Annotated in this window: 20 protein-coding genes; 7 read left to right on the top strand and 13 right to left on the bottom strand. The window is 67.7% G+C overall.

The annotated features are described in order from the left end of the window. The first annotated feature begins 7 nt into the window (after window positions 1-7). Window positions 8-346 carry a DUF2794 domain-containing protein gene (locus tag ACFSGX_RS12695; protein WP_380930414.1) on the top strand — a complete coding sequence of 113 codons (339 nt, stop codon included), beginning with the start codon at window positions 8-10 and terminating at the stop codon, window positions 344-346. A gap of 40 nt (window positions 347-386) precedes the next feature. On the opposite strand, the gene ACFSGX_RS12690 is transcribed toward ACFSGX_RS12695, so the two are convergent. The 11 genes from ACFSGX_RS12690 to ACFSGX_RS12640 form a co-directional block, all read right to left on the bottom strand. Next, entirely contained in the window at window positions 387-1,493 is a 1,107-nt protein-coding gene (locus ACFSGX_RS12690) for a hypothetical protein (RefSeq protein ID WP_380930412.1), read from the bottom strand. Between the two features lie 238 nt (window positions 1,494-1,731). Then, window positions 1,732-2,628: an SDR family NAD(P)-dependent oxidoreductase gene (locus ACFSGX_RS12685; protein WP_380930411.1), complete on the bottom strand. Its 897-nt coding sequence runs from the start codon at window positions 2,626-2,628 to the stop codon at window positions 1,732-1,734. Window positions 2,629-2,773: 145 nt separating this feature from the next. Then, the gene (locus tag ACFSGX_RS12680; protein WP_380930409.1) at window positions 2,774-3,283 is read right to left on the bottom strand and encodes a CAP domain-containing protein; all 510 of its coding nucleotides are present in this window, start codon (window positions 3,281-3,283) and stop codon (window positions 2,774-2,776) included. 306 nt (window positions 3,284-3,589) lie between these two features. Continuing rightward, complete coding sequence (locus ACFSGX_RS12675) at window positions 3,590-3,811, bottom strand: hypothetical protein (RefSeq protein WP_380930407.1); 222 nt, start codon at window positions 3,809-3,811, stop codon at window positions 3,590-3,592. Window positions 3,812-3,942: 131 nt separating this feature from the next. Further along, window positions 3,943-4,641 carry a phosphate regulon transcriptional regulator PhoB gene (gene phoB / locus ACFSGX_RS12670; RefSeq protein ID WP_380930406.1) on the bottom strand — a complete coding sequence of 233 codons (699 nt, stop codon included), beginning with the start codon at window positions 4,639-4,641 and terminating at the stop codon, window positions 3,943-3,945. A gap of 4 nt (window positions 4,642-4,645) precedes the next feature. Next, window positions 4,646-5,347, bottom strand: a complete 702-nt coding sequence (gene phoU, locus ACFSGX_RS12665) for a phosphate signaling complex protein PhoU (RefSeq protein ID WP_380930404.1) — start codon at window positions 5,345-5,347, stop codon at window positions 4,646-4,648. An 11-nt stretch (window positions 5,348-5,358) separates the two neighbouring features. Further along, a complete protein-coding gene (gene pstB / locus ACFSGX_RS12660; protein ID WP_380930781.1) occupies window positions 5,359-6,105 on the bottom strand; it encodes a phosphate ABC transporter ATP-binding protein PstB in 747 nt (248 codons plus the stop codon). 65 nt (window positions 6,106-6,170) lie between these two features. After that, window positions 6,171-7,466, bottom strand: a complete 1,296-nt coding sequence (pstA, locus tag ACFSGX_RS12655; protein WP_380930402.1) for a phosphate ABC transporter permease PstA — start codon at window positions 7,464-7,466, stop codon at window positions 6,171-6,173. Further along, the gene (gene pstC, locus ACFSGX_RS12650; protein WP_380930401.1) at window positions 7,463-8,818 is read right to left on the bottom strand and encodes a phosphate ABC transporter permease subunit PstC; all 1,356 of its coding nucleotides are present in this window, start codon (window positions 8,816-8,818) and stop codon (window positions 7,463-7,465) included. Before pstC ends, pstA begins: the two co-directional genes overlap by 4 nt. Window positions 8,819-8,821: 3 nt before the next feature. Continuing rightward, a complete protein-coding gene (locus ACFSGX_RS12645; RefSeq protein ID WP_380930399.1) occupies window positions 8,822-9,859 on the bottom strand; it encodes a substrate-binding domain-containing protein in 1,038 nt (345 codons plus the stop codon). Window positions 9,860-9,876: 17 nt separating this feature from the next. Further along, on the bottom strand, window positions 9,877-11,157 hold the full coding sequence (locus ACFSGX_RS12640) for an ATP-binding protein (protein WP_380930398.1): 1,281 nt from the start codon (window positions 11,155-11,157) through the stop codon (window positions 9,877-9,879). A gap of 133 nt (window positions 11,158-11,290) precedes the next feature. On the opposite strand from ACFSGX_RS12640, the gene ACFSGX_RS12635 reads away from it, so the two are divergent. The 4 genes from ACFSGX_RS12635 to ACFSGX_RS12620 are packed head-to-tail and all read left to right on the top strand — an operon-like array spanning window position 11,291 to window position 13,894. Beyond that, window positions 11,291-11,749: a hypothetical protein gene (locus ACFSGX_RS12635; protein WP_380930396.1), complete on the top strand. Its 459-nt coding sequence runs from the start codon at window positions 11,291-11,293 to the stop codon at window positions 11,747-11,749. Between the two features lie 11 nt (window positions 11,750-11,760). Beyond that, window positions 11,761-12,048: an HPr-rel-A system PqqD family peptide chaperone gene (locus tag ACFSGX_RS12630; protein WP_380930395.1), complete on the top strand. Its 288-nt coding sequence runs from the start codon at window positions 11,761-11,763 to the stop codon at window positions 12,046-12,048. Continuing rightward, the gene (locus ACFSGX_RS12625) at window positions 12,045-12,902 is read left to right on the top strand and encodes an HprK-related kinase A (RefSeq protein ID WP_380930393.1); all 858 of its coding nucleotides are present in this window, start codon (window positions 12,045-12,047) and stop codon (window positions 12,900-12,902) included. Before ACFSGX_RS12630 ends, ACFSGX_RS12625 begins: the two co-directional genes overlap by 4 nt. Next, window positions 12,887-13,894: a nucleotidyltransferase domain-containing protein gene (locus ACFSGX_RS12620; RefSeq protein ID WP_380930391.1), complete on the top strand. Its 1,008-nt coding sequence runs from the start codon at window positions 12,887-12,889 to the stop codon at window positions 13,892-13,894. The genes ACFSGX_RS12625 and ACFSGX_RS12620 overlap by 16 nt, the downstream gene beginning before the upstream one ends. A 76-nt stretch (window positions 13,895-13,970) precedes the next feature. Here ACFSGX_RS12620 and gph read toward each other — a convergent pair whose 3' ends face one another. Continuing rightward, the gene (gene gph, locus ACFSGX_RS12615; RefSeq protein ID WP_380930389.1) at window positions 13,971-14,654 is read right to left on the bottom strand and encodes a phosphoglycolate phosphatase; all 684 of its coding nucleotides are present in this window, start codon (window positions 14,652-14,654) and stop codon (window positions 13,971-13,973) included. Between the two features lie 60 nt (window positions 14,655-14,714). Here gph and glmU point away from each other — a divergent pair, with 60 nt between their 5' ends. After that, the gene (gene glmU, locus ACFSGX_RS12610; RefSeq protein WP_380930387.1) at window positions 14,715-16,070 is read left to right on the top strand and encodes a bifunctional UDP-N-acetylglucosamine diphosphorylase/glucosamine-1-phosphate N-acetyltransferase GlmU; all 1,356 of its coding nucleotides are present in this window, start codon (window positions 14,715-14,717) and stop codon (window positions 16,068-16,070) included. A 181-nt stretch (window positions 16,071-16,251) separates the two neighbouring features. Then, window positions 16,252-18,075, top strand: coding sequence for a glutamine--fructose-6-phosphate transaminase (isomerizing) (glmS, locus tag ACFSGX_RS12605; RefSeq protein ID WP_380930386.1), 1,824 nt, complete (start codon window positions 16,252-16,254; stop codon window positions 18,073-18,075). A 101-nt stretch (window positions 18,076-18,176) separates the two neighbouring features. Here glmS and ACFSGX_RS12600 read toward each other — a convergent pair whose 3' ends face one another. Next, window positions 18,177-18,833, bottom strand: coding sequence for a hypothetical protein (locus ACFSGX_RS12600; RefSeq protein WP_380930384.1), 657 nt, complete (start codon window positions 18,831-18,833; stop codon window positions 18,177-18,179). Window positions 18,834-19,021: the final 188 nt, after the last annotated feature.

The following is a 19,021-nucleotide window of genomic DNA, read 5'->3' as shown; positions in this document are numbered from 1 at the left end:
CCCGCTGATGGGGGTCGTGACGCCCTTTCCCGAGCGCCGCGTGACGCAGGTTGCGTTCGAGCGTGCCGAGATGATGCGGATCCTCGACCTGTATGGGCGGATGGTGTCGGCGGGGAACTGGCGCGACTATGCGATCGAGATGGGGGCGGAGGTGGCGGCCTTCTCCGCATTCCGGCGCGCGACCGAGCGGCCGGAATACCGGATCGAGAAGCGCCCTGCGCTGCGCGGGCGGCAGGGAATGTATGCGCTGATCGGCGAGGGCGGGACTGTGTTGAAGCGCGGGCATGAGCTTGCGCCGATCCTGGCGCCGATCGAGCGGAAGCTGTTGAAGCTGGTGGCGGAGTAGGACGCTGTCGTCCCGGACCGGGTCCGGGACGACAGGTTTCTCAGACCAGCGCTGGCTTCCTGCCCGACACCGCGGGGAGGCGGCGGCGCAGGTCGTCCGGCAGGCGGTTGACGATCGCGGCGCGGGCGCCGTGCCAGAACGCGGAGAGCAGCAGCAGCGCGGAGCCGATGACGAGGCCGGTCAGCGCCAGGTTCAGGCTGATGGCGCCGAATTCGCGGAACAGCGTCGCGAGTGCGTAGAGCACGTAGAACAGCGCGGAGACCATCAGCGCGCGGCGATCGACCGCGAGTGCGACGATGCCGAGCAGGACGTAGAGGATGATCACCACGACTGCCTCGCCCGCGGTCGCGCCGCCGTCGAGCAGGCCGAGCAGCTTGAAGACGGGATGGACGATCAGCGGCGCGGCGAGCAGGTGGAGCCAGAAGGCCACATCGGCGCGGCGTGTGGTGCGCGCGGTGTCCGACATATCCCAGCGCATCGCGAATGCGAACACGATGAGTCCGGCGATGAGTGCCACGATCGCGAGATAGGATTCGAGTGCGGGGACGAGCGCGAGCGCGACGCCCATTGCCACCGCGACGACGCCGGCCGCCAGGGCTGCGATCGTGATCGGGACGTGAAACCGTCGCCAGTGCAAATAGGCCGCACCTGCCGCCACGACACCGGACAGCGCGATGACGACGCCTTCCATATGAGGATCGCCGAACGGCAGCATCCAGACGGCGACGTCGACGACCGTCTTTGCAACGCCGCCGACGAAGGCGAGCAGCAGGAGGATGCTGGGCAACGCCATGCGACGACGGCGGGTGAAATATTCGGCGAGGCCCCATGCGGCGGCTGCCACGAACAGTCCGCCGAGCGGCGTGAAGTTGCGGGGCATTGGCCCGCTGACACCAAACGGACTTTCGAACTGCGTCGTGATGCTGGCCAGCACGATGCTCGACCCGATCCAGGCGAGGGCGGACAGCAGGAGGATGGTGGCAATTGCGACGAAGATGTCGTTGAAGCCGGTAAGCAGGCGGAACTGTTCCTCGTCCGCGGCACCGTCGCCGGCGCTGCCGGTCAGGTAGCGGCGGAAGGCGAGCGCAGCCTCGGGGGTCAGCACGCCCGCGGCGACGGCGCCGTCCAGGTCTGTGTCGGTGTACATTGGTGGGCCCCCGCTTGTTCGGTCTCGGGGGTAGGCTTGCTGTGTTGGTTTGGCAATACGGTTGTAGAGTTGGCTTGAGGCGGCGTCGTCTACAGCCAAAGCCCCCCACCCCGACCCTCCCCCCGGTGGGGGGAGGGGGTTTGGTCTCACCCTGGTCGATGCTTAGCCCTCCCCCCATCGGGGGGAGGTTACGGTGGGGGGCTTGGCTTGGGGCGACGTAGCCCCAATCGAGCAGCTGTTACCCCTGCAAAGACTGTAGGATCGTCATCGACTGGTCGGCGCCCGACTTCGGCACGGTCTCGCCCTCGCGGTCGGAGATTTCGGCCCAGTGCGCGGCGACGCCTTCGGGGGTGCGGTCATCGGTGGAGAGCATCTTGCCCTTGGTCATCGTGACGTGCGCGGTGTGGAAGAAGCCCGCGCCCGCGCCGACAATCTGGTTGGTGGGGGCGTCCTCCGACACGAGGAAGAGTGCGGCGGGGACGACGTTTTCCGGGGCGAACGCCTTGAACGCTTCCGGCGGGAAGATGTCTTCGGTCATACGCGTGCCGGCGACCGGGGCGATGGTGTTGACCTTGACGTTGTACTTGGCGCCTTCGAGGTAGAGCGTCTTGGTGAAGCCGGCGAGGCCGAGCTTGGCCGCGCCGTAGTTCGCCTGACCGAAATTGCCGTAAAGCCCGGTCGACGACGCGGTCATCAGGATGCGGCCGTAATTCTGTTCGCGCATCATGTCCCACACCGCCTTGGTCGCGGTGGCGGAGCCGGTGAGGTGGACGTCGACGACCAGCCGCCAGTCGTCCATCGTCATCTTCGTAAACGACTTGTCGCGCAGGATGCCGGCATTGTTGATCAGGATGTGGACGCCGCCCCAGGCTTCCTTGGCCTTGGCGACCATCTCGATCATCTGGCCCTCGTCGGTGACGGAGCCGCCATTGGCCATCGCGGTGCCGCCGGCCTGCTCGATCTCCTCGACCACCTTCAGCGCGGCGTCGCTCTGCCCCGTGCCGTCGCGTGCGGCGCCGAGATCGTTGACGACGACCTTCGCGCCGCGCCGCGCGAGTTCGAGCGCATAGGCCCGGCCGAGGCCACCGCCCGCCCCCGTGACGATCGCGACGCGCCCTTCGAAACTGATGGTCATCCCGGACTCTCCTGCTGGTTACGTGTCTGACGCTTTACGTGAACGTCAAGTAGCGGGCGGAAGCGAGCTTGGGAAGAGGCAACGGTCGGGCGAACGGACGCTCGTCGGTTGTGGGGCAAGGACGGCCGTCCGGACGGCCTGCGGCTCAATATACCTTCTGGCCGTAGACGTTTCCGACTTCGGCATAGCGGCACACGAAATACTCGTCGCCGCCACCGCGCGCCAACGCGCAACCCACCGTACGCGTCGAGCCCCAGATCATCTGCGTGTAATGACCGACGTCTTCCAACTGGCCGGTCCGGCTCACGTCCGGGAAAACGCCGTTTCGATAATTGCGCTTCTCGACGGACCAGGCGTCGATCATCGAACCCAGGCTATACGCGCCGGCGGTGCCGGCCCACAGATTCTCACCCTGCGGCGACGGATCGTCGGGATCACTTTCGGAATGTTCGAGGTAGCCGACGCCGGCCAGATGCTCGGCCCATGATCGCGCGTCGCGGGCGAGGCCCGGGTCCCATGTCAAAGACTGCAAATGAAGCATCGCGCGCTGGCGATTATGTTCCGCCAGGGTGCGCTGCTCCAGGTTTCCGATCCTCGACTGAGCCCCACCATTGAGCGGCAGGAAGGCGGCGAGCATCAGCAATATGAGGGTCATGAGACTTCAGACCGGACCGGTCGTGTTACGACGTGCAGACGCTGTCGCGTGGCCGGCGGGGACATAGGCCTCACCATGATGGCGTCCGGCTCATGCGATCGGGGTGGGGCCTCATGAGACGAATCCTTACATGTGAGTCTGTTGCAGGATTGTTAATTTCTTGGTGAGAGGCCCGTTGTTCTTCGGACGTCATGACGAGTTTCGTCCGAACCCGCGTTACGCGTCAGGTGAGGGCGGGGCGGGCGGGATCCGGATGGGCATCATCCCACCGCCCGCGTTCGTTGCGCGCGGGCGTTGGGCGACCGTTCACGCCTCCGTACCATGATGGATGCCCACACGCGCTGGGCGGGCGGTGCTGCGCGTGCGGAGGCCGAGGCTTTCGGCGCGGGTGCTGCACGCCATCTGCGTGCGGTCGAGCGCGCGGGCGATGACGGGGAGGAGCTCGCCGGCCTCGACGCGGTTGCGCAGGTCGGCATCTTCCTCGTCCGTCCAGCGGCGGCGGACACGCTTGGTCATCAAATAGGTCATCGGTCTAGTTCCTCCTGTTGAAGAGGAACTAGACCCGGCCGGCTGAACGCTTTTACAACGGGTTCGTCAGCATTCCGACAGTATTGCCGGCCGGCTCTATTGCGGTGAACGCTGCATTAACATGCGGATAATCAGACCGCGCCTTCACTGTCCAGCGCGTAACCGGCGGAGCGGACGGTGCGGATGATGTCGGGCAGGTTCTCGCCGTTGATCGCTTTCCGCAGGCGGCGGATGTGGACGTCGACGGTGCGCGGTTCGATGTCGCTTTCGCGGCCCCACACGCTGTCGAGCAGCCGTTCGCGCGAGAAGACGCGGCCGGGATGTTCGAGGAAATGCTTGAGCAGCCGGAATTCCGTCGGACCGAGCGGCACGGTGGCGCCGTCGCGACGGACCTTGTGGCTGACCGTGTCCATTTCGATGTCGGAATAGACCAGCCGCTCGCCCGCCAGCGCGGGCCGCACGCGGCGCAGCACGGCCTGGACGCGCGCGACGAGTTCGCGCGGGGAGAAGGGCTTGGTCACATAATCGTCCGCGCCGGTTTCGAGCCCGCGGACCCGGTCCTCCTCCTCGCCGCGCGCGGTCAGCATGATGATCGGCACGTTGGCGGTGTCGGGCATGCGGCGCAGGCGGCGGCAGACCTCGATGCCGGACAGGCTTTCGAGCATCCAGTCGAGCAGCACGAGATCGGGCGGGGTCTCACGCGCGAGCAGCAGCGCCTCCTCGCCGTCCGCGGTATGTTCGACCTCGAACTCCTCGCGCTTGAAATGCCAGATCAGGAGTTCGGCGAGGGCGGCATCGTCCTCGACCAGCAGCAGGCGGGCGCGGGCCATGATGTTATTCCTTCACCGGGATGAGCGTGTCGTCGCCCTTGGCGCGTTCGACCATCTGTCGGCCGGTCGCGGCGAAATAGACCATTTCGGCGACGTTGGTTGCATGATCGCCGATCCGTTCCAAGTTCTTGGCGATGAATAGGAGGTGCGTCGCCGAGGTGATGGTGTGCGGATTTTCGAGCATGTAGGTCAGCAGCGTGCGGAACAGGCTGTTGTAGAAATCGTCGACCGCGCGGTCGCTTTCGCACACCGCCACGGCGGCCTGCGGATCGCGTGCGACGAAGGCGTCGAGCGCGTTGTGGACCATTTCGGACACGAGCCGCGCCATCGACGGGAGGATCGACAGCGGTTCGAGTCCGCGCGCGTCCTGCAGCAAGGGCACGCGTTTCGCGATGTTCTTCGCGTAGTCGCCCATCCGTTCGATCACGCTGCTGATCTTCATCGCGGCCAGGATCTCACGCAGATCGTCCGCCATGGGGGCGCGGAGCGCGATGATCCGGACGACTTCGCGCTCGATCTGCGCCTCGATCTCGTCGATCCGGCGATCCTGGTCGACGACCCGCGCCGCACCGCCCAGATCGCGCCGGACGAGCGACTGGATCGCTTCCGAGATCGCGGCTTCGGCCAGGCCGCCCATTTCGGACACCAGCGCGCGCAGCTGCCCCAGTTCGTCGTCGAATGCCTTGACCGTATGCCCCGTGACCATGTCGTCGCTCCTCAGCCGTAGCGGCCGGTGATGTAATCCTTGGTCCGCGTTTGGCGGGGATTTGTGAAAATATCGGACGTGTCGCCATATTCCACGAGCGTTCCCAGGTGGAAAAAGGCCGTCTTTTGGCTAACTCGCGCCGCCTGCTGCATGTTGTGCGTGACGATGACGATGGCGTAGCGGCCGCGCAGTTCGTGGATCAGCTCCTCGATCTTGGCGGTCGCGATCGGATCGAGCGCCGAGCAGGGTTCGTCCATCAGGATGACTTCCGGATCGACCGCGATCGCGCGGGCGATGCAGAGCCGCTGCTGCTGACCGCCGGACAACGCCGTGCCGCTGTCGGTCAGGCGGTCCTTGACCTCCTCCCACAAGCCCGCGCGGCGGAGCGATTTTTCGACGATCGCGTCCATGTCGGGCTTGGCGCTGGCGAGGCCGTGAATGCGCGGGCCGTAGGCGACGTTTTCGTAGATCGATTTGGGGAAGGGGTTCGGTTTCTGGAACACCATGCCGACGCGCGCGCGGAGCTGCACCACGTCCATGTCGGCGCCGTAGATGTCCTTGCCGTCGAGCGTGATGTCGCCGGTGACACGGGCGGAGGCGACCGTGTCGTTCATGCGGTTGAGCGTGCGCAGGAAGGTCGACTTGCCGCAGCCGGACGGGCCGATGAAGGCCGTCACATTTTCCTGCGTCACGTCGATCGAGACGTTCTTGATCGCCTGTTTCGCGCCGTAGAAAACGTCGACGTCGCGCGCCGTCATCTTCAACGTGCCGCCATGGGCGGCCTGCTGTTTATTGGCGCGGTCGTTTAGGGAAGTCTCTGTCATCACCAGCGCCGTTCGAATCTGTTGCGGAGATAGATGGCGATCCCGTTCATCGCGAGCAGGAACACCAAGAGGACGATGATCGCCGCCGAGGTCTTCTCGACGAACCCGCGGCTGACCTCGTCCGACCAGAGGAAGATCTGGACGGGGAGGACGGTGGCGGGATCGGCGAGGCCGCCGGGGGGCGATGCGATGAAGGCGCGCATGCCGATCATCAGCAGCGGCGCGGTTTCGCCCAGCGCGCGCGCCATGCCGATGATCGTGCCGGTCAGGATGCCGGGCAGCGCGAGCGGCAGGACGTGGTGGAACACGACCTGGACCTTCGACGCGCCGATGCCGAGTGCGGCGTCGCGGATCGAGGGCGGGACCGACTTGATCGCGTTCCGCCCGGCGATGACGATGACCGGCATCGTCATGAGCGCGAGCGTGAGCCCGCCGACGATCGGGGCCGAACGTGGGAAGTCGAGGAAGTTGAGGAACACCGCCAGGCCGAGCAGGCCGAAGATGATCGACGGGACCGCAGCGAGATTGTTGATCGACACCTCGATCAGGTCGGTCCAGCGGTTGCGTGCAGCATATTCCTCGAGATACAGGGCGGACAGCACGCCGATCGGGAAGGCGAGGATCAGCGTGACGAACATCGTCAGCAGCGAACCCTTGAGCGCCCCCCAGATGCCGACCAGCGTCGGATCGGTCGAGTCCGAGCCGGTCAGGAACGCCATGCTGAACGAGGTGCGGACCGCCTTGCGCGCGTCGAGCATACGGTAGCCGGCCTCTGCTTCGGCATCCGCATCGCCCTTGGCGGCGAGATCGATGACGGTCGAGGTCGGGACCCAGATGTCCGCGCGGCGGGTCAGGATCTGCGGATCGGCCTGGATCGCCGAACGGACCGAGAGCCACGCGCCATCGGACAGCAATTTGTAGCCGCCAGTGCCGTAGGCGCGGTTCGCGGCGCGGGCGGTGGCACCTTCGAGATCGACCGCGGCGAGTGCGGCGCGCGCATTGGGACCGGCGAGCGTGGCCGGATCGAGCGCGAGGCGGGCGGCGGGGAAGTCCATTGGCAGGCGCAACTCGGTCTGCGTGAAGCCGCGCAGTCCCTGGCCGAGCATCGAGATGAGCAGGAAGACGAGGAACGCGAAGGACAGCAGCACCGCGCCCGCGCCGAGCAGGCGGAAACGCCGTTCCGAGCGGTAGCGACGGCGGATGCGGCCCTGCATCGACGTGGTCGTCCAGTCGGTCGGCACGCGCGCCGGCTGCGGCTTGGGCGCGGGCTGCATCACGGGGGCGATGGTGCTCATTCGTAGGCCTCGCGATATTTCTTCACGACCCGGAGCGCCACGATGTTGAGCAACAGCGTGACGATGAACAGGACGAGGCCGAGTGCGAAGGCGGCGAGCGTCTTGGCGCTGTCGAATTCCTGGTCGCCGGTCAGCAGCTGGACGATCTGCGTCGTAACGGTGGTGACGCTGGAGAAGGGGTTGGCGGTGAGGTTCGCGGCGAGGCCGGCGGCCATCACGACGATCATCGTCTCGCCGATCGCGCGGCTGACCGCGAGCAGGACGCCGCCGACGACACCGGGGAGGGCGGCCGGGACGAGGACCTTGCGGATCGTTTCGGACGTGGTGGCGCCCATCGCGAGCGAGCCGTCGCGCATCGATTGCGGCACGGCGGCGATGCTGTCGTCCGCCATCGAGGACACGAACGGGATGATCATGACGCCCATGACAAGCCCGGCGGCGAGCGCGCTTTCCGACGAGGCACCGGGGATGCCGACGAACGCCGCGAAGTCACGGATCGCGGGGGCCACGGTGAGCGCGGCGAAATAACCGTAGACGACGGTCGGTACGCCGGCGAGCACCTCCAGGATCGGCTTCATCCAGCGGCGGGTCGAGGGTTTGGCATATTGGGTGAGGTAAATCGCGCTCATCAGGCCGAGCGGGATCGCGACGATCATGGCGATGATCGCGCCGATGAAGATCGTGCCCCAGAACAAGGGCACTGCGCCGAACGTGCCGCTGTCCCCGGTCTGCGGCGACCAGAGCGTGCCGAACAGGAATTCGATCGGCGACACGCGGGCGAAGAAGCGCATCGATTCGAAGAGCAGCGACAGCACGATGCCGAGCGTGGTGAGCACCGCGATCAGCGATGCGCCGAGCAGCGCCGCCATGACGAGCCGTTCGACGCGGGTGCGTGCGCGGAAGTCGGGCTTTACGCGGGTGAAGGCGAAGGCACCGCCGGCGAAGGCGAGCAGCAGCGCGATGACGCCGCCGATGACGTCGTAATGAGTCTGGACGCGCTGGAACACCGGGACGAGCGGCACGACCTCCGGATGGAAGGCGGTGGTAAGCGCGCCGGTGCCGAGCGCGCGGACCTCCGCGGTCAGATCGGCCGGGTCAAGCCGGATCGCGGCGGATTGCGGCGTGGCGGTGACCGCGGTGTCGACCAGGCCGGGCGAGACGAACCCCCAGACCGCGAGGAAGAGGAGGGCGGGGGCGAGCGCCCAGAGCGCCACGTACCAGCCATGATAGCCGGGCAGGCTATGCGGCCGGTTGGCGCCCGTGCCGGTAAAGCGCGCGGCGCGGGCGCGGCCGGTGATCCAGCCGATGAACGCGAGCCCGGCGACGAGCAGGATGAAGAGCGCAGGCGACATGGATTATTTCACCGTGGCCGGATCGAGCGGCGTGAAGTTCAGCGCGATCTGGCGGTTGCGTTCCGACACGTCGGCGGGTGCCACGATCAGCCCGCGGCGCGACAGATAGCCGCCGCGGCCCCAGTCATTGGCATATTCGGCGACCAGTTCGCGCAGGCCCGGCACGACGTTCAGATGCTGACCCTTCACATAGATGTAGAGCGGCCGGGAGCCGGGATAGCTGTAGTCGGCGATCGTCTCGTAGGTCGGCACGATGCCGTTCATCGGGATGCCGCGGACGCGGTCGGCATTCTCTTCGAGGAAGCTGTAGCCGAACACGCCGACCGCGTCGGGATTGGCCGACAGTTTCTGGACGATCAGATTGTCGTTCTCACCGGATTCGACATAGGCACCGTCTTCCCGGACCTTGGTGCAGATCGCGGTGTGACGCTTGGCATCGGCCTTTTTCAGCGCGTCCATCGCCGGGTCCGCGTCGCAGCCCTTTTGCAGGATCAGTTCGGCGAAGGCGTCGCGCGTGCCGGACGTGGGCGGCGGGCCGTAGACGACGATCGGGATGGCGGGCAGCGCGGGGTTCACGTCGCGCCAGAGCTTTGCGGTCTGCGGCTTGCCGTAGGGATCGGCGGCCAGCGCACGGTAGACGTCGGCGGGCGTCAGGCGCATCGCCTCGCCCTTCAGGCTTTCGGCCATGACGATGCCGTCGATGCCGATCTGGATCTCAACGATGTTGCGTACGCCGTTCTTGGTGCAATCGTCCATCTCGGATTTCTTGATGGCGCGCGACGCGTTTTCGATGTCGGGGAAGCGCGCGCCGACGCCGGCGCAGAACAGTTTCATGCCCGCGCCGGTGCCGGTCGATTCAACGATCGGCGCCTTGAACTGCGTCTGGCGGCGGGCGAACTGTTCGGTGACGGCGGTGGTGAACGGATAGACGGTCGACGACCCGACGGCGCGGATCTGATCGCGGGAGGCGTTTGCACCGCCGTTCGAGCAGGCCGACAGCGCCAGCGCCGCCCATGCCACACCCATCGTCCTGCTGATCATCGATGGCTCCATGGGGCTCACGCCGCGTCCCGTGACGCCGCGCTAGGTCGCTTCGGCTCTTCTCCTGTGACGGTTTCATGACGGATTGATGACAGGGGTGGCGCGTTCTCCAACTCCGCCACGACGGGCAGCAGGATGGTTACCGTCGTTCCGGTGCCGACGACGCTGTCGATCGCGAGCCGGCCGCGGTGGCGCTCGACGATATGCTTGACGATCGCGAGGCCGAGCCCGGTGCCGCCGAGCGCGCGGCTGCGGCCGGGATCGACGCGGTAGAAGCGTTCGGTGATGCGCGGCAGATGTTCGGGCGGGATGCCTTCGCCCTGATCCGCGACGGTCAGCCGGATCATGCCCGCGCCCGACCCGCTGAGGTCGACCGAGACGGGTGTGCCGGCGCGACCATATTTTAGCGCGTTGCCGATGATGTTGTGGAGCAGTTGGGACAGCTGCGCCCGGTCGCCCGCCACCGCGCAAGATGTGCCGTCATGCGTCACCACGATGCGCGTCTCGTCCAGTTCGAGCCCGGCGATGAGCGCCCGGCGGACGTCGGCGAGCAGCCGGTCGAGCGCGACCGCGTCCTGCGGCAGGCTGTACTTGTCCGCCTCGATCCGGCTGAGCGACATGAGGTCGTCGACGAGGCGCTGCATACGCTTCGCCTCACCGAACATGATCTTCAGGAAACGCGCGCGGGTGGGGCCGTCCTCGGCTGCGTTGCGATCCTCCAGCGTTTCGATGAAGCCGAGCAGCGTGGCGAGCGGGGTGCGCAGTTCGTGGCTGGCGTTGGCCACGAAATCGACGCGTGACCGTTCGGCGGCGTGGATCGCGGTGCGATCGACCAGCCGCGCCAGCCGCGCGTCGGCGGTGAGCGGGTGGACGGTGAGTGCGAAGCGGCGCGCATGATCGCCGAGCCCGACCAGTTCGACGGGGCTCTCGTCACCCGAACGGCGGCCCGACAGCCGGTCCGCCGCGGCCGGGTGGCGGATGGCGAGGCGGACATCCTCCCCCACGATATGGTCGCCGAGCAGCGCGCGGGCGGCGCGGTTCGCGTGGCGGACATGCTGGCGTTCGATCACCAGCAGCGGATCGCGGATCGCGTCGAGCACCGGATCGACGCCGATTTCGGCGACCACCGGCTCGTCCGGCACGACCGCGCCGACCGTCGTCGGCCAAGGCGCCGAGGCGACGAACGCCATCGCCGCGACGATGCCGCCGCAGAACAGCAGGGCCGCCAGCGGACTGCCGAGCAGCCAGGCGATGAACCCGGCGACGACACCGGACAGCAGGGCGAGAGTTATGCGCATCGCGCCGACATTAGGGCCGATTTTGTGACAATCCTATGATCGTCCCATAATCGTCCTTAACCCGACCAACGGCGGCTCGCTTTCACCGGTGTTCGTTGGTAGGCATCGGGCGGAATACTGCGCAGGAATGGCGATGAGCGAAGACAGGACCGACGGCGCCGACGACCGGGCGGCACAGGACGCGGCGGCCAGCGGTGCGCCGACCGACGCCGTCCAGGGCGCGGGTCCGGGTGCCTCGCGTCGCCGCATGCTGATGATGGGTGCGGCGGGCGCATCGATGGTCGTGACGATCCGCCCGGCGCTGGCGCAGACCGCGACGTCGGTGCTGACGTGCCAGATCCCCGTGCCGCAACCGCGGCAGTCGGGCGGCTGGTTGATGGCCGATGGCACCGTCGTGCCGCCGTACACGCGCAACGCGGTGCGCCCGCCGTCGCAGCCGTTGAAGGGTCAGGAAATTCGCGAGGCGCTGCTGCAGGGCAGGCTCTACCCCGGCACGACGCGCGAGCAGACGCAGGCCTATACCGCCTACATGCTGCGGTTGCAGAATGGACAAAGCGGTTTCACCTGCTTCGTTTCGATCAGGGCCAAGTAGCGGCCGGGCGCATGGCCGAGCGTCGTCATATTGCCGACGCGGCGATGCCGTCGGTGGTGATGGAGGGCTTTGCAGTCGTGTACCATGCCGCATCGGGCGCGACGCACCTGCTGGCGTCGCCGGTGCCGGAGATACTGGCGGCGATCGCCCCCGACCGTGGGGCGGCGACGCTGGACGAGATCGTAGCGCGGTTGCGCGCCGATTATGACATGGACGGCGGGGACGCAGCCGACGTTGCGGCGGTGGTAGCCGAGCGGCTGGACGAACTGACCGTGAGCGGGCTGGTCCGCGCGGCATGAGGCATGCGATCGGGCTGAAGATCGGGCCGGTCGCGTTCCGGGTGGGATCGGACTGGGCCGCGCCGATCGCGGCGTTACGCTCGCTGTACCGCGACTATCCGCCGCCGGTCGGGGTGCCGGACTACACCGTCAGGCTAGAGGCGGAGCGGCCGTGGCGGCGCTGGGTGCGGCCGTCGGTGGCGGTGCGCGGCGACTACATCTTGCCGGAGGCGCTGCCGCTCGACCTGGCGCACGGCGTGCTGGCGGCCGAGATCGGGATGAACCTGCAACTGGCGCTGGGCGAGCGGCGCTGGCTGCTGCTCCACGCGTCGGGCGTGGAGCGCGACGGGCGCGCGCTGATCATGTCGGGCGAGTCCGGGTCGGGCAAGTCGACGCTAGCGGCGGTGCTGGCGACGCGCGGCTGGCGGCTGATGGGCGACGAGTTCGCACTGATCGACCTGGCGACGGGCGCAGCGCGGGCGTTTCCCCGCGCGACGAGTTTGAAGAATACGGCGATCGACGAGATGCTGCGCCATGTGCCGGAGGCGCGGTTCGGCGCGGAACTGACGGGCACGCCGAAGGGGCGGTTGCGGCATTTGCGGCCCGACGCGACGGCAATCACGCGGATGGACGAACCGGCGATGCCGGCGCTGATCCTGTTTCCGCAGTATGGCGGGGCGGAGGCGGCCGAGGGGATGGGGTCGGCCGAGGCGTTCGTCCGGCTGACGCAGGCGTCGACCAATTACGGGCCGCTGGGGCGGGCGGGTTATGACGCGCTGACCCGGCTGGTGACGACGGTGCCGACGGTGGCGGTGGACTATCCCGATACGGCGACCGCGGTGGCGCTGGTCGAGCAGCTGTGGGACGCGCTGTGAGCCGGGCGGCGCGCGACCTGACGCAGGTGCTGGCGGTGCCGGGGCGGGCCGTCGGGTTCGACGACGCGCGCTGGACGGCGATGCTGTGCGCGGCGCTGGCGGAGCGGCTGGGCGGCACGCTGGCGGAGCGGCTGGCCGGGGTGGCGGTGCCCGCTACGGTCGCGACCTGGTGCGACAACGCGCTGGTGCAGGCGGCGCAGGAGCGGCGGTCGGCATTGTGGGAGGCGGAGATGGCGCGGCGGGCGCTTGCGCCGCTGGGCGTGCCGGTCGTGCTGCTGAAGGGGACGGCCTATGCCGCGGGCGGGCTGTCGGCGGGGCGGGGGCGGTCGATCGGTGACCTCGATATCCTGGTGCCGCGCGATGCGCTGGATGCGGTCGAGACGGCGTTGCTGGCGGCGGGGTGGGAGTGGGTGAAACCCGATCCGTATGACGACGCTTATTACCGGCGCTGGATGCACGAGCTGCCGCCGCTGATCCACTCGTCACGCGACCGGATGATCGACGTGCATCACACGATCCTGCCGCTGACCGCGCGGCCGACGCCGGATGCGGCGCTGATGCTGGCGGACAGCGTGGTGCTGCCGGACGGGTTGCGCATGCTGAGCGCGCATGACCGGATCGTCCATGCGGCGGCGCATCTGTTCGCGGATGGGGACCTGGCCGGCGGGCTGCGCAATCTGTGGGATATCCACTGTTTGATCGGGGAGAGTGGCCCGGACGGGCTGTCGGCGCGGGCGGCGCTGCATGGGCTGGAGCCGGCGGTGGCGCGGGCGGGGCGGCTGGCGCATGCGTTGTACGGGACTGCGGTACCCGAAGACTGGCGGCGGCTGACGGTGGCGGACCGGCTGTTCCGCCGGCGGTTGCTGGCGGTGGACGGGTGGGGGCGTGATGTGCGGCGCGGCACGCGGCTGGCGTTCTATGTGCGGTCGCACTGGCTGCGGATGCCGCCGGCGATGCTGGCGCGGCATTTGTGGACGAAGGCGCGACGGTAAGCAGATGTTCCCCGGCGGAGGCCGGGGTCTAGGTGTTCCGGTTGCATCCAGACCCCGGCCTGCGCCGGGGAACGGTTCAGATCTGGGGTGATTGCAGTTTCATCAGTGCCGGGATCAGTTCGTCGAAATGGTCGATGAGGGCGGTGGCGCCGAGCTCCTCCGCCGGGCGGTCGCGGAAGCCGAAGGTGACGGCGATGCAGGGGAGGGCGGCGGCGCGGGCGGTGTCGGTGTCGGTGATCGAATCGCCGACGAACGCGGCGGGGCCACCGCCGGCGCGGGCGATCGCGGCGAACAGCGGGGTGGGGTCGGGCTTGCGGACGGGGAGCGTGTCGCCGCCGACGATCGCCGCGAAGCGGTTTTGCCAGCCAAGTGCTTCGACCAGCCGGAGCGCCAGCGATTCGGCCTTGTTGGTGCAGATCGCCAGTTTGACACCGAGCGCATCCAGCCGGTCGAGCGCTTCGGCGACGCCGGGATAGGGTCGGCTCGTGTCGGCGATATGGGCGGTATAGTGATCGATGAAGACCGGGAAGCCGCGGTCGATCAGGCTTTCGTCGCAGGTGCCGGTGGCCTGCAATCCCTGGCGCAGCAGCGCGCGCGCGCCGTGGCCGACCATGTGGCGGACCGACTCCGGATCGATCGCGGGGCGGCCGAGCGACCCCAGCGCATGGTTGAGTGCGGCGGTGAGATCGGGCGCGGTATCGACGAGCGTGCCGTCCAGATCGAAGGCGACGACGGTGAAGGGAAAGCGAGACGTTTGCATGACGCCGCTGTCACCCGGCCGTTATGGAATATGCAAGCGTAACATGGCAGAGCGGTGCGCATGTCGACCGATCAGACCGCCGCCGCCGCCATTCCCCGCCCGCTGGCGGCCGTCATCCTGGCCGCCGGGCGGGGGACGCGGATGAAATCGGACCTGCACAAGGTGCTCCACCCGATCGCCGGGCGACCGATGCTGGCGCACCTGCTGGCGAGCGTGGACGCGATCGGTGCGGCAAAGCGGGTCGTGGTGGTCGGGTCGGGGCGCGAGCAGGTCGAGGCCGCGGTCGCGGGGCAAAGCGTGACGGTGGCGGTGCAGGAGCCGCAGCTTGGCACGGGGCATGCGGTGCAGCAGGCGGAGGCGGCGCTCGCCGGTTTCGAGGGCGACGTGCTGATCCTGTACGGTGACGTGCCGCTGGTGTCGTCGGCGACGATGCGCGCGATGGTCGCGCGGCTGCACGCGGCGGATGCGCCCGCGGTCGTGGTGCTGGGGTTCCGGCCGGACGACGCGGCGCATTATGGCCGGGTGATTGCGGCGGACGGGGTCGTCTACCGCATCGTCGAGTATAAGGACGCGGACGAGGCCGAGCGGATGGTCGACCTGTGCAACAGCGGGTTGATGGCGGTGCGATCCGATGCGTTGTGGGACCTGCTGGCGCGCGTCGGCAACCACAATGCGGCCGGCGAATATTATCTGACCGATATCTTGGCGCTGTCGGGCCATGCCGCGGTGGTCGAGACCGATCCGGCGGAGGTGGCCGGGATTAACAGCCGTGGCGAGTTGGCCGCGGTCGAAGCCGGGTGGCAGGCGCGGCGGCGGGTGCAGGCGATGGCGGACGGGGCCACGCTGATCGCGCCCGACACGGTCTGGTTCGCGCATGACACGGTCGTGGGGCGCGACGTGACGATCGAGTCGAACGTGGTGTTCGGGCCGGGTGCGGTGGTGGCGGACGGGGTGACGATCCATGCATTCAGCCATATCGCGGGGGCGACGATCGCGTCGGGGGCGGACGTGGGCCCCTATGCGCGGTTGCGGCCGGGGGCGGTGATCGGCGCGGGGGCGAAGGTGGGCAACTTCGTCGAGATCAAGAAGGCCGTGCTGGGCGCCGGGGCGAAGGTGAACCACCTGTCCTACATCGGCGATGCGGATGTGGGGGCGAAGGCGAATGTTGGCGCGGGCACGATCACCTGCAATTACGACGGGTACAACAAGGCGCGGACGGTGATCGGCGCGGGGGCGTTCGTCGGATCGAACAGCGCGCTGGTGGCGCCGGTCGTGATCGGCGACGGGGCAATCGTGGGGGCGGGATCGGTGGTGACGCGCGATGTCGAGGCCGATGCGCTGGTCGTGGCGCGCGGGCGGCAGGAGGCGCATCCCGGCTGGGCGGCGCGGTTCCGGGCGCGGATGGCGAAGCGGTGATGTTGTGAACCATCCCTAACCCCCGTTCGGTTCGAGCTTGTCGAGAACTGCGCGAGTTCTCGACAGGCTCGAACCGAGCGGGTGGCGCAGGGTTCTCGACAGGCTCGAACCAAACGGGTTTGGTGGGCCGCAATGACGATGACGACCCCACGCGCGCGCGGGGTCATGAAAGGACGATATCATGTGCGGCATCATCGGGATCGTGGGCGCGGGCGACGTGACGGGGCGGCTGGTCGAGGGGCTGCGGCGGCTGGAATATCGCGGGTATGATTCCGCGGGGGTCTGCACGATCCATGACGGGCAGCTGGACCGGCGGCGCGCGGAGGGGAAGCTCGACAATCTGGCGCGGGTGCTGGATGCCGAGCCGCTGAGCGGGGCGATCGGGATCGCGCATACGCGCTGGGCGACGCATGGCGGGCCGACGACGAGCAACGCGCATCCGCATGCGACCGATCGGGTCGCGATCGTCCACAACGGGATCATCGAGAATTTCAAGGCGCTGCGCGACGAGCTGACCGCGCGGGGGCGGGTGTTCGAGAGCCAGACCGACAGCGAGGTGGTGGCGCACCTGATTTCGGAGCAGGTCGAGGCGGGCGCGACGCCGGAGGCCGCGACGGTGGCGGCGCTGAAGCGGCTGCATGGCGCGTTCGCGCTGGCGATCCTGTTCCGCGACCAACCGGACATGCTGATCGGCGCGCGGCTCGGGTCGCCGCTGGTGGTGGGCTATGGCGACGGCGAGACCTTCCTCGGGTCCGACGCGCTGGCGCTCGCGCCGCTGACGCAGCGGATCGCGTATCTGGAGGAGGGCGACTGGGTCGTCGTGACGCGCGAGGGGGCCGCGATCCACGACCGCGACGGCAATCCGGTGGAGCGCGAGATCACGCTGTCGGGCGTGTCCGGCGCGCAGATCGACAAGGGCAACCACCGCCATTTCATGCTGAAGGAGATTTACGAGCAGCCGATCGTGGTGGCGCAGACGCTGCGCAGCTACCTGCGGCCGCTCGACGGGCAGGTCGCGCTGCCGATCCCGGATTTCGACTTCGCCGACATCCGGCGCGTGACGGTGGTGGCGTGTGGGACGAGCTATTATGCCGGGATGGTCGCGAAATACTGGTTCGAGCGGTTCGCGCGGCTGCCGGTCGAGATCGATGTGGCGTCCGAGTACCGCTACCGCGATCCGGTGATGGAGGAAGGCGGGCTGGCGCTGTTCATCAGCCAGTCGGGCGAGACCGCCGATACGCTCGCGGCGTTGCGCCATGCACGCGCGGGGGGGCAGAAGATCGCGGTGGTCGTGAACGTGCCGACCAGCACGATGGCGCGCGAGGCGGACCTGTTGCTGCCGACGCATGCCGGGCCGGAGATCGGGGTCGCATCGACCAAGGCGTTCACGTGCCAGCTGGCCGTGTTGGCGGCGCTGGCGGCGAACCTGGCGCGGGCGCGCGGCAAGCTCGACCCCAGGCAAGAGCGCGAGATCGTGCGCCACCTGGAGGAGGCACCGGCGGCGATCAACGCGGCGCTGGCCTATGATGAGGCGATCGCGGTGGTGGCCGGGCAGATCGCGGGGGCACGCGACGTGCTGTATCTGGGGCGCGGGCCGGATTATCCGCTGGCCCTGGAGGGTGCGCTGAAGCTCAAGGAGATCAGCTATATCCATGCCGAGGGCTATGCCGCGGGGGAGATGAAGCATGGCCCGATCGCACTGATCGACGATCATGTGCCGGTGATCGTGCTGGCGCCGTCCGGGCCGCTGTTCGAGAAGACGATGTCGAACATGCAGGAGGTGCAGGCGCGCGGCGGCAAGGTGGTGCTGATCTCCGACTATGACGGGATCCAGGCGGCGGGCGAGGATTGCCTGGCGACGATCACGATGCCCAAGGTCCACCCGCTGATCGCGCCGATCGTCTACGCGATCCCGGTGCAGCTGCTGGCGTACCATGTCGCGGTGCTGAAGGGCACGGACGTCGACCAGCCGCGCAACCTGGCGAAGTCGGTCACGGTGGAGTGAACGATCGTTCGGGCTCCTAACGGCGTGGCAATCCTGAAAAAAGTTCGGACACCCGTTAAAATCCTTCGTCACCCGTAAATAAGGTCGGACACATGTGCGACCTACAGAATTATCTGAGTTCCTAAATACTTGTTTGAAGCTTCGGTAATTGCCTGAGTGCCGCTATTTTTGATTGCGCCGTTGATTTTCAAGGGCTGATCCGATGTTGATTCGGTGAGGCAAGACCTCGACCATCCTCCGACAGATGCATTGAGCGCCCCGTTGAGGTTGCTTGACATAACCATCCGCTCTGCGTCCAACAGGTCGATCTCGGCAGTGCTCATCTCAGGGCGCAGATGCCGCCGGCTCTCCGTGTGACGCCAGTTCCGCACAGCGTCGCACACCGCTACCGACAATGCCGCCCGCTGGGATGGGCCATCGCCGTGGAACCCGGCTCCGATCCCGATGTCGGGTGCGCACCGGATCTCGGCGCGGAAGCAGTCGCGTAGCTGACGGACCCGCCAGGCAAAGCTCAGCGCAGGGTCTTCCGCCTGCAACTGACGCAGCAGGGCCACCGACGGCGGCTCGAACGGTTCGGTTAGGTGGTTCTTGCGCCAGCCATAGCCCAGTCGCAGATAGACCGGCTGCAGGATCGGTGGGCGATCTGGCATGTCGGGGCGGTGCTCGTTACCGATCGCCTGCACAAGGATGTCACGCGACCGAAAGCGGCAAGTGAAGTGACGTGGGTCGAGCGACCGGATCGACCAGCGCCGCGCCATGAAATAGCGCGAAAGCTCAACTGGATCGTAAATCGCAGTCCGCTCGGAGTCCCGGCAGATGACCGCAATGTCGAGCCGCTTGCAACCATCGTCGCCAATCGACTCGAATTTCCAGTTTGCGCTTATGGGAATCGGAACTAATCAAACACATGATATGTAGAAGAGGCTTCGTTCGCTACGTCGGACTA

The sequence above is a fragment of the Sphingomonas arantia genome (assembly GCF_042682045.1).
GTDB classification, from domain to species: domain Bacteria; phylum Pseudomonadota; class Alphaproteobacteria; order Sphingomonadales; family Sphingomonadaceae; genus Sphingomonas_R; species Sphingomonas_R arantia.
Note: the sequence above shows the minus strand (reverse complement) of the source record. Positions and strands in the feature narration are given on the sequence as shown.

Bases quoted from the DNA above. Each gene is read 5' to 3' on its own strand.
- ACFSGX_RS12635 (WP_380930396.1), top strand. From the start codon at position 11,291: ATGAGCGAAGACAGGACCGACGGCGCCGACGACCGGGCGGCACAGGAC.
- ACFSGX_RS12600 (WP_380930384.1), bottom strand. From the start codon at position 18,833: ATGGCGCGGCGCTGGTCGATCCGGTCGCTCGACCCACGTCACTTCACT.
- ACFSGX_RS12685 (WP_380930411.1), bottom strand. From the start codon at position 2,628: ATGACCATCAGTTTCGAAGGGCGCGTCGCGATCGTCACGGGGGCGGGC.
- ACFSGX_RS12640 (WP_380930398.1), bottom strand. From the start codon at position 11,157: ATGCGCATAACTCTCGCCCTGCTGTCCGGTGTCGTCGCCGGGTTCATC.
- glmS (WP_380930386.1), top strand. From the start codon at position 16,252: ATGTGCGGCATCATCGGGATCGTGGGCGCGGGCGACGTGACGGGGCGG.
- ACFSGX_RS12680 (WP_380930409.1), bottom strand. From the start codon at position 3,283: ATGACCCTCATATTGCTGATGCTCGCCGCCTTCCTGCCGCTCAATGGT.
- ACFSGX_RS12625 (WP_380930393.1), top strand. From the start codon at position 12,045: ATGAGGCATGCGATCGGGCTGAAGATCGGGCCGGTCGCGTTCCGGGTG.
- pstB (WP_380930781.1), bottom strand. From the start codon at position 6,105: ATGACGGCGCGCGACGTCGACGTTTTCTACGGCGCGAAACAGGCGATC.
- phoB (WP_380930406.1), bottom strand. From the start codon at position 4,641: ATGGCCCGCGCCCGCCTGCTGCTGGTCGAGGACGATGCCGCCCTCGCC.
- gph (WP_380930389.1), bottom strand. From the start codon at position 14,654: ATGCAAACGTCTCGCTTTCCCTTCACCGTCGTCGCCTTCGATCTGGAC.
- glmU (WP_380930387.1), top strand. From the start codon at position 14,715: ATGTCGACCGATCAGACCGCCGCCGCCGCCATTCCCCGCCCGCTGGCG.
- ACFSGX_RS12695 (WP_380930414.1), top strand. From the start codon at position 8: ATGGGGGTCGTGACGCCCTTTCCCGAGCGCCGCGTGACGCAGGTTGCG.
- ACFSGX_RS12645 (WP_380930399.1), bottom strand. From the start codon at position 9,859: ATGATCAGCAGGACGATGGGTGTGGCATGGGCGGCGCTGGCGCTGTCG.
- pstC (WP_380930401.1), bottom strand. From the start codon at position 8,818: ATGTCGCCTGCGCTCTTCATCCTGCTCGTCGCCGGGCTCGCGTTCATC.
- phoU (WP_380930404.1), bottom strand. From the start codon at position 5,347: ATGGTCACGGGGCATACGGTCAAGGCATTCGACGACGAACTGGGGCAG.
- ACFSGX_RS12630 (WP_380930395.1), top strand. From the start codon at position 11,761: ATGGCCGAGCGTCGTCATATTGCCGACGCGGCGATGCCGTCGGTGGTG.
- ACFSGX_RS12690 (WP_380930412.1), bottom strand. From the start codon at position 1,493: ATGTACACCGACACAGACCTGGACGGCGCCGTCGCCGCGGGCGTGCTG.
- pstA (WP_380930402.1), bottom strand. From the start codon at position 7,466: ATGAGCACCATCGCCCCCGTGATGCAGCCCGCGCCCAAGCCGCAGCCG.
- ACFSGX_RS12675 (WP_380930407.1), bottom strand. From the start codon at position 3,811: ATGACCTATTTGATGACCAAGCGTGTCCGCCGCCGCTGGACGGACGAG.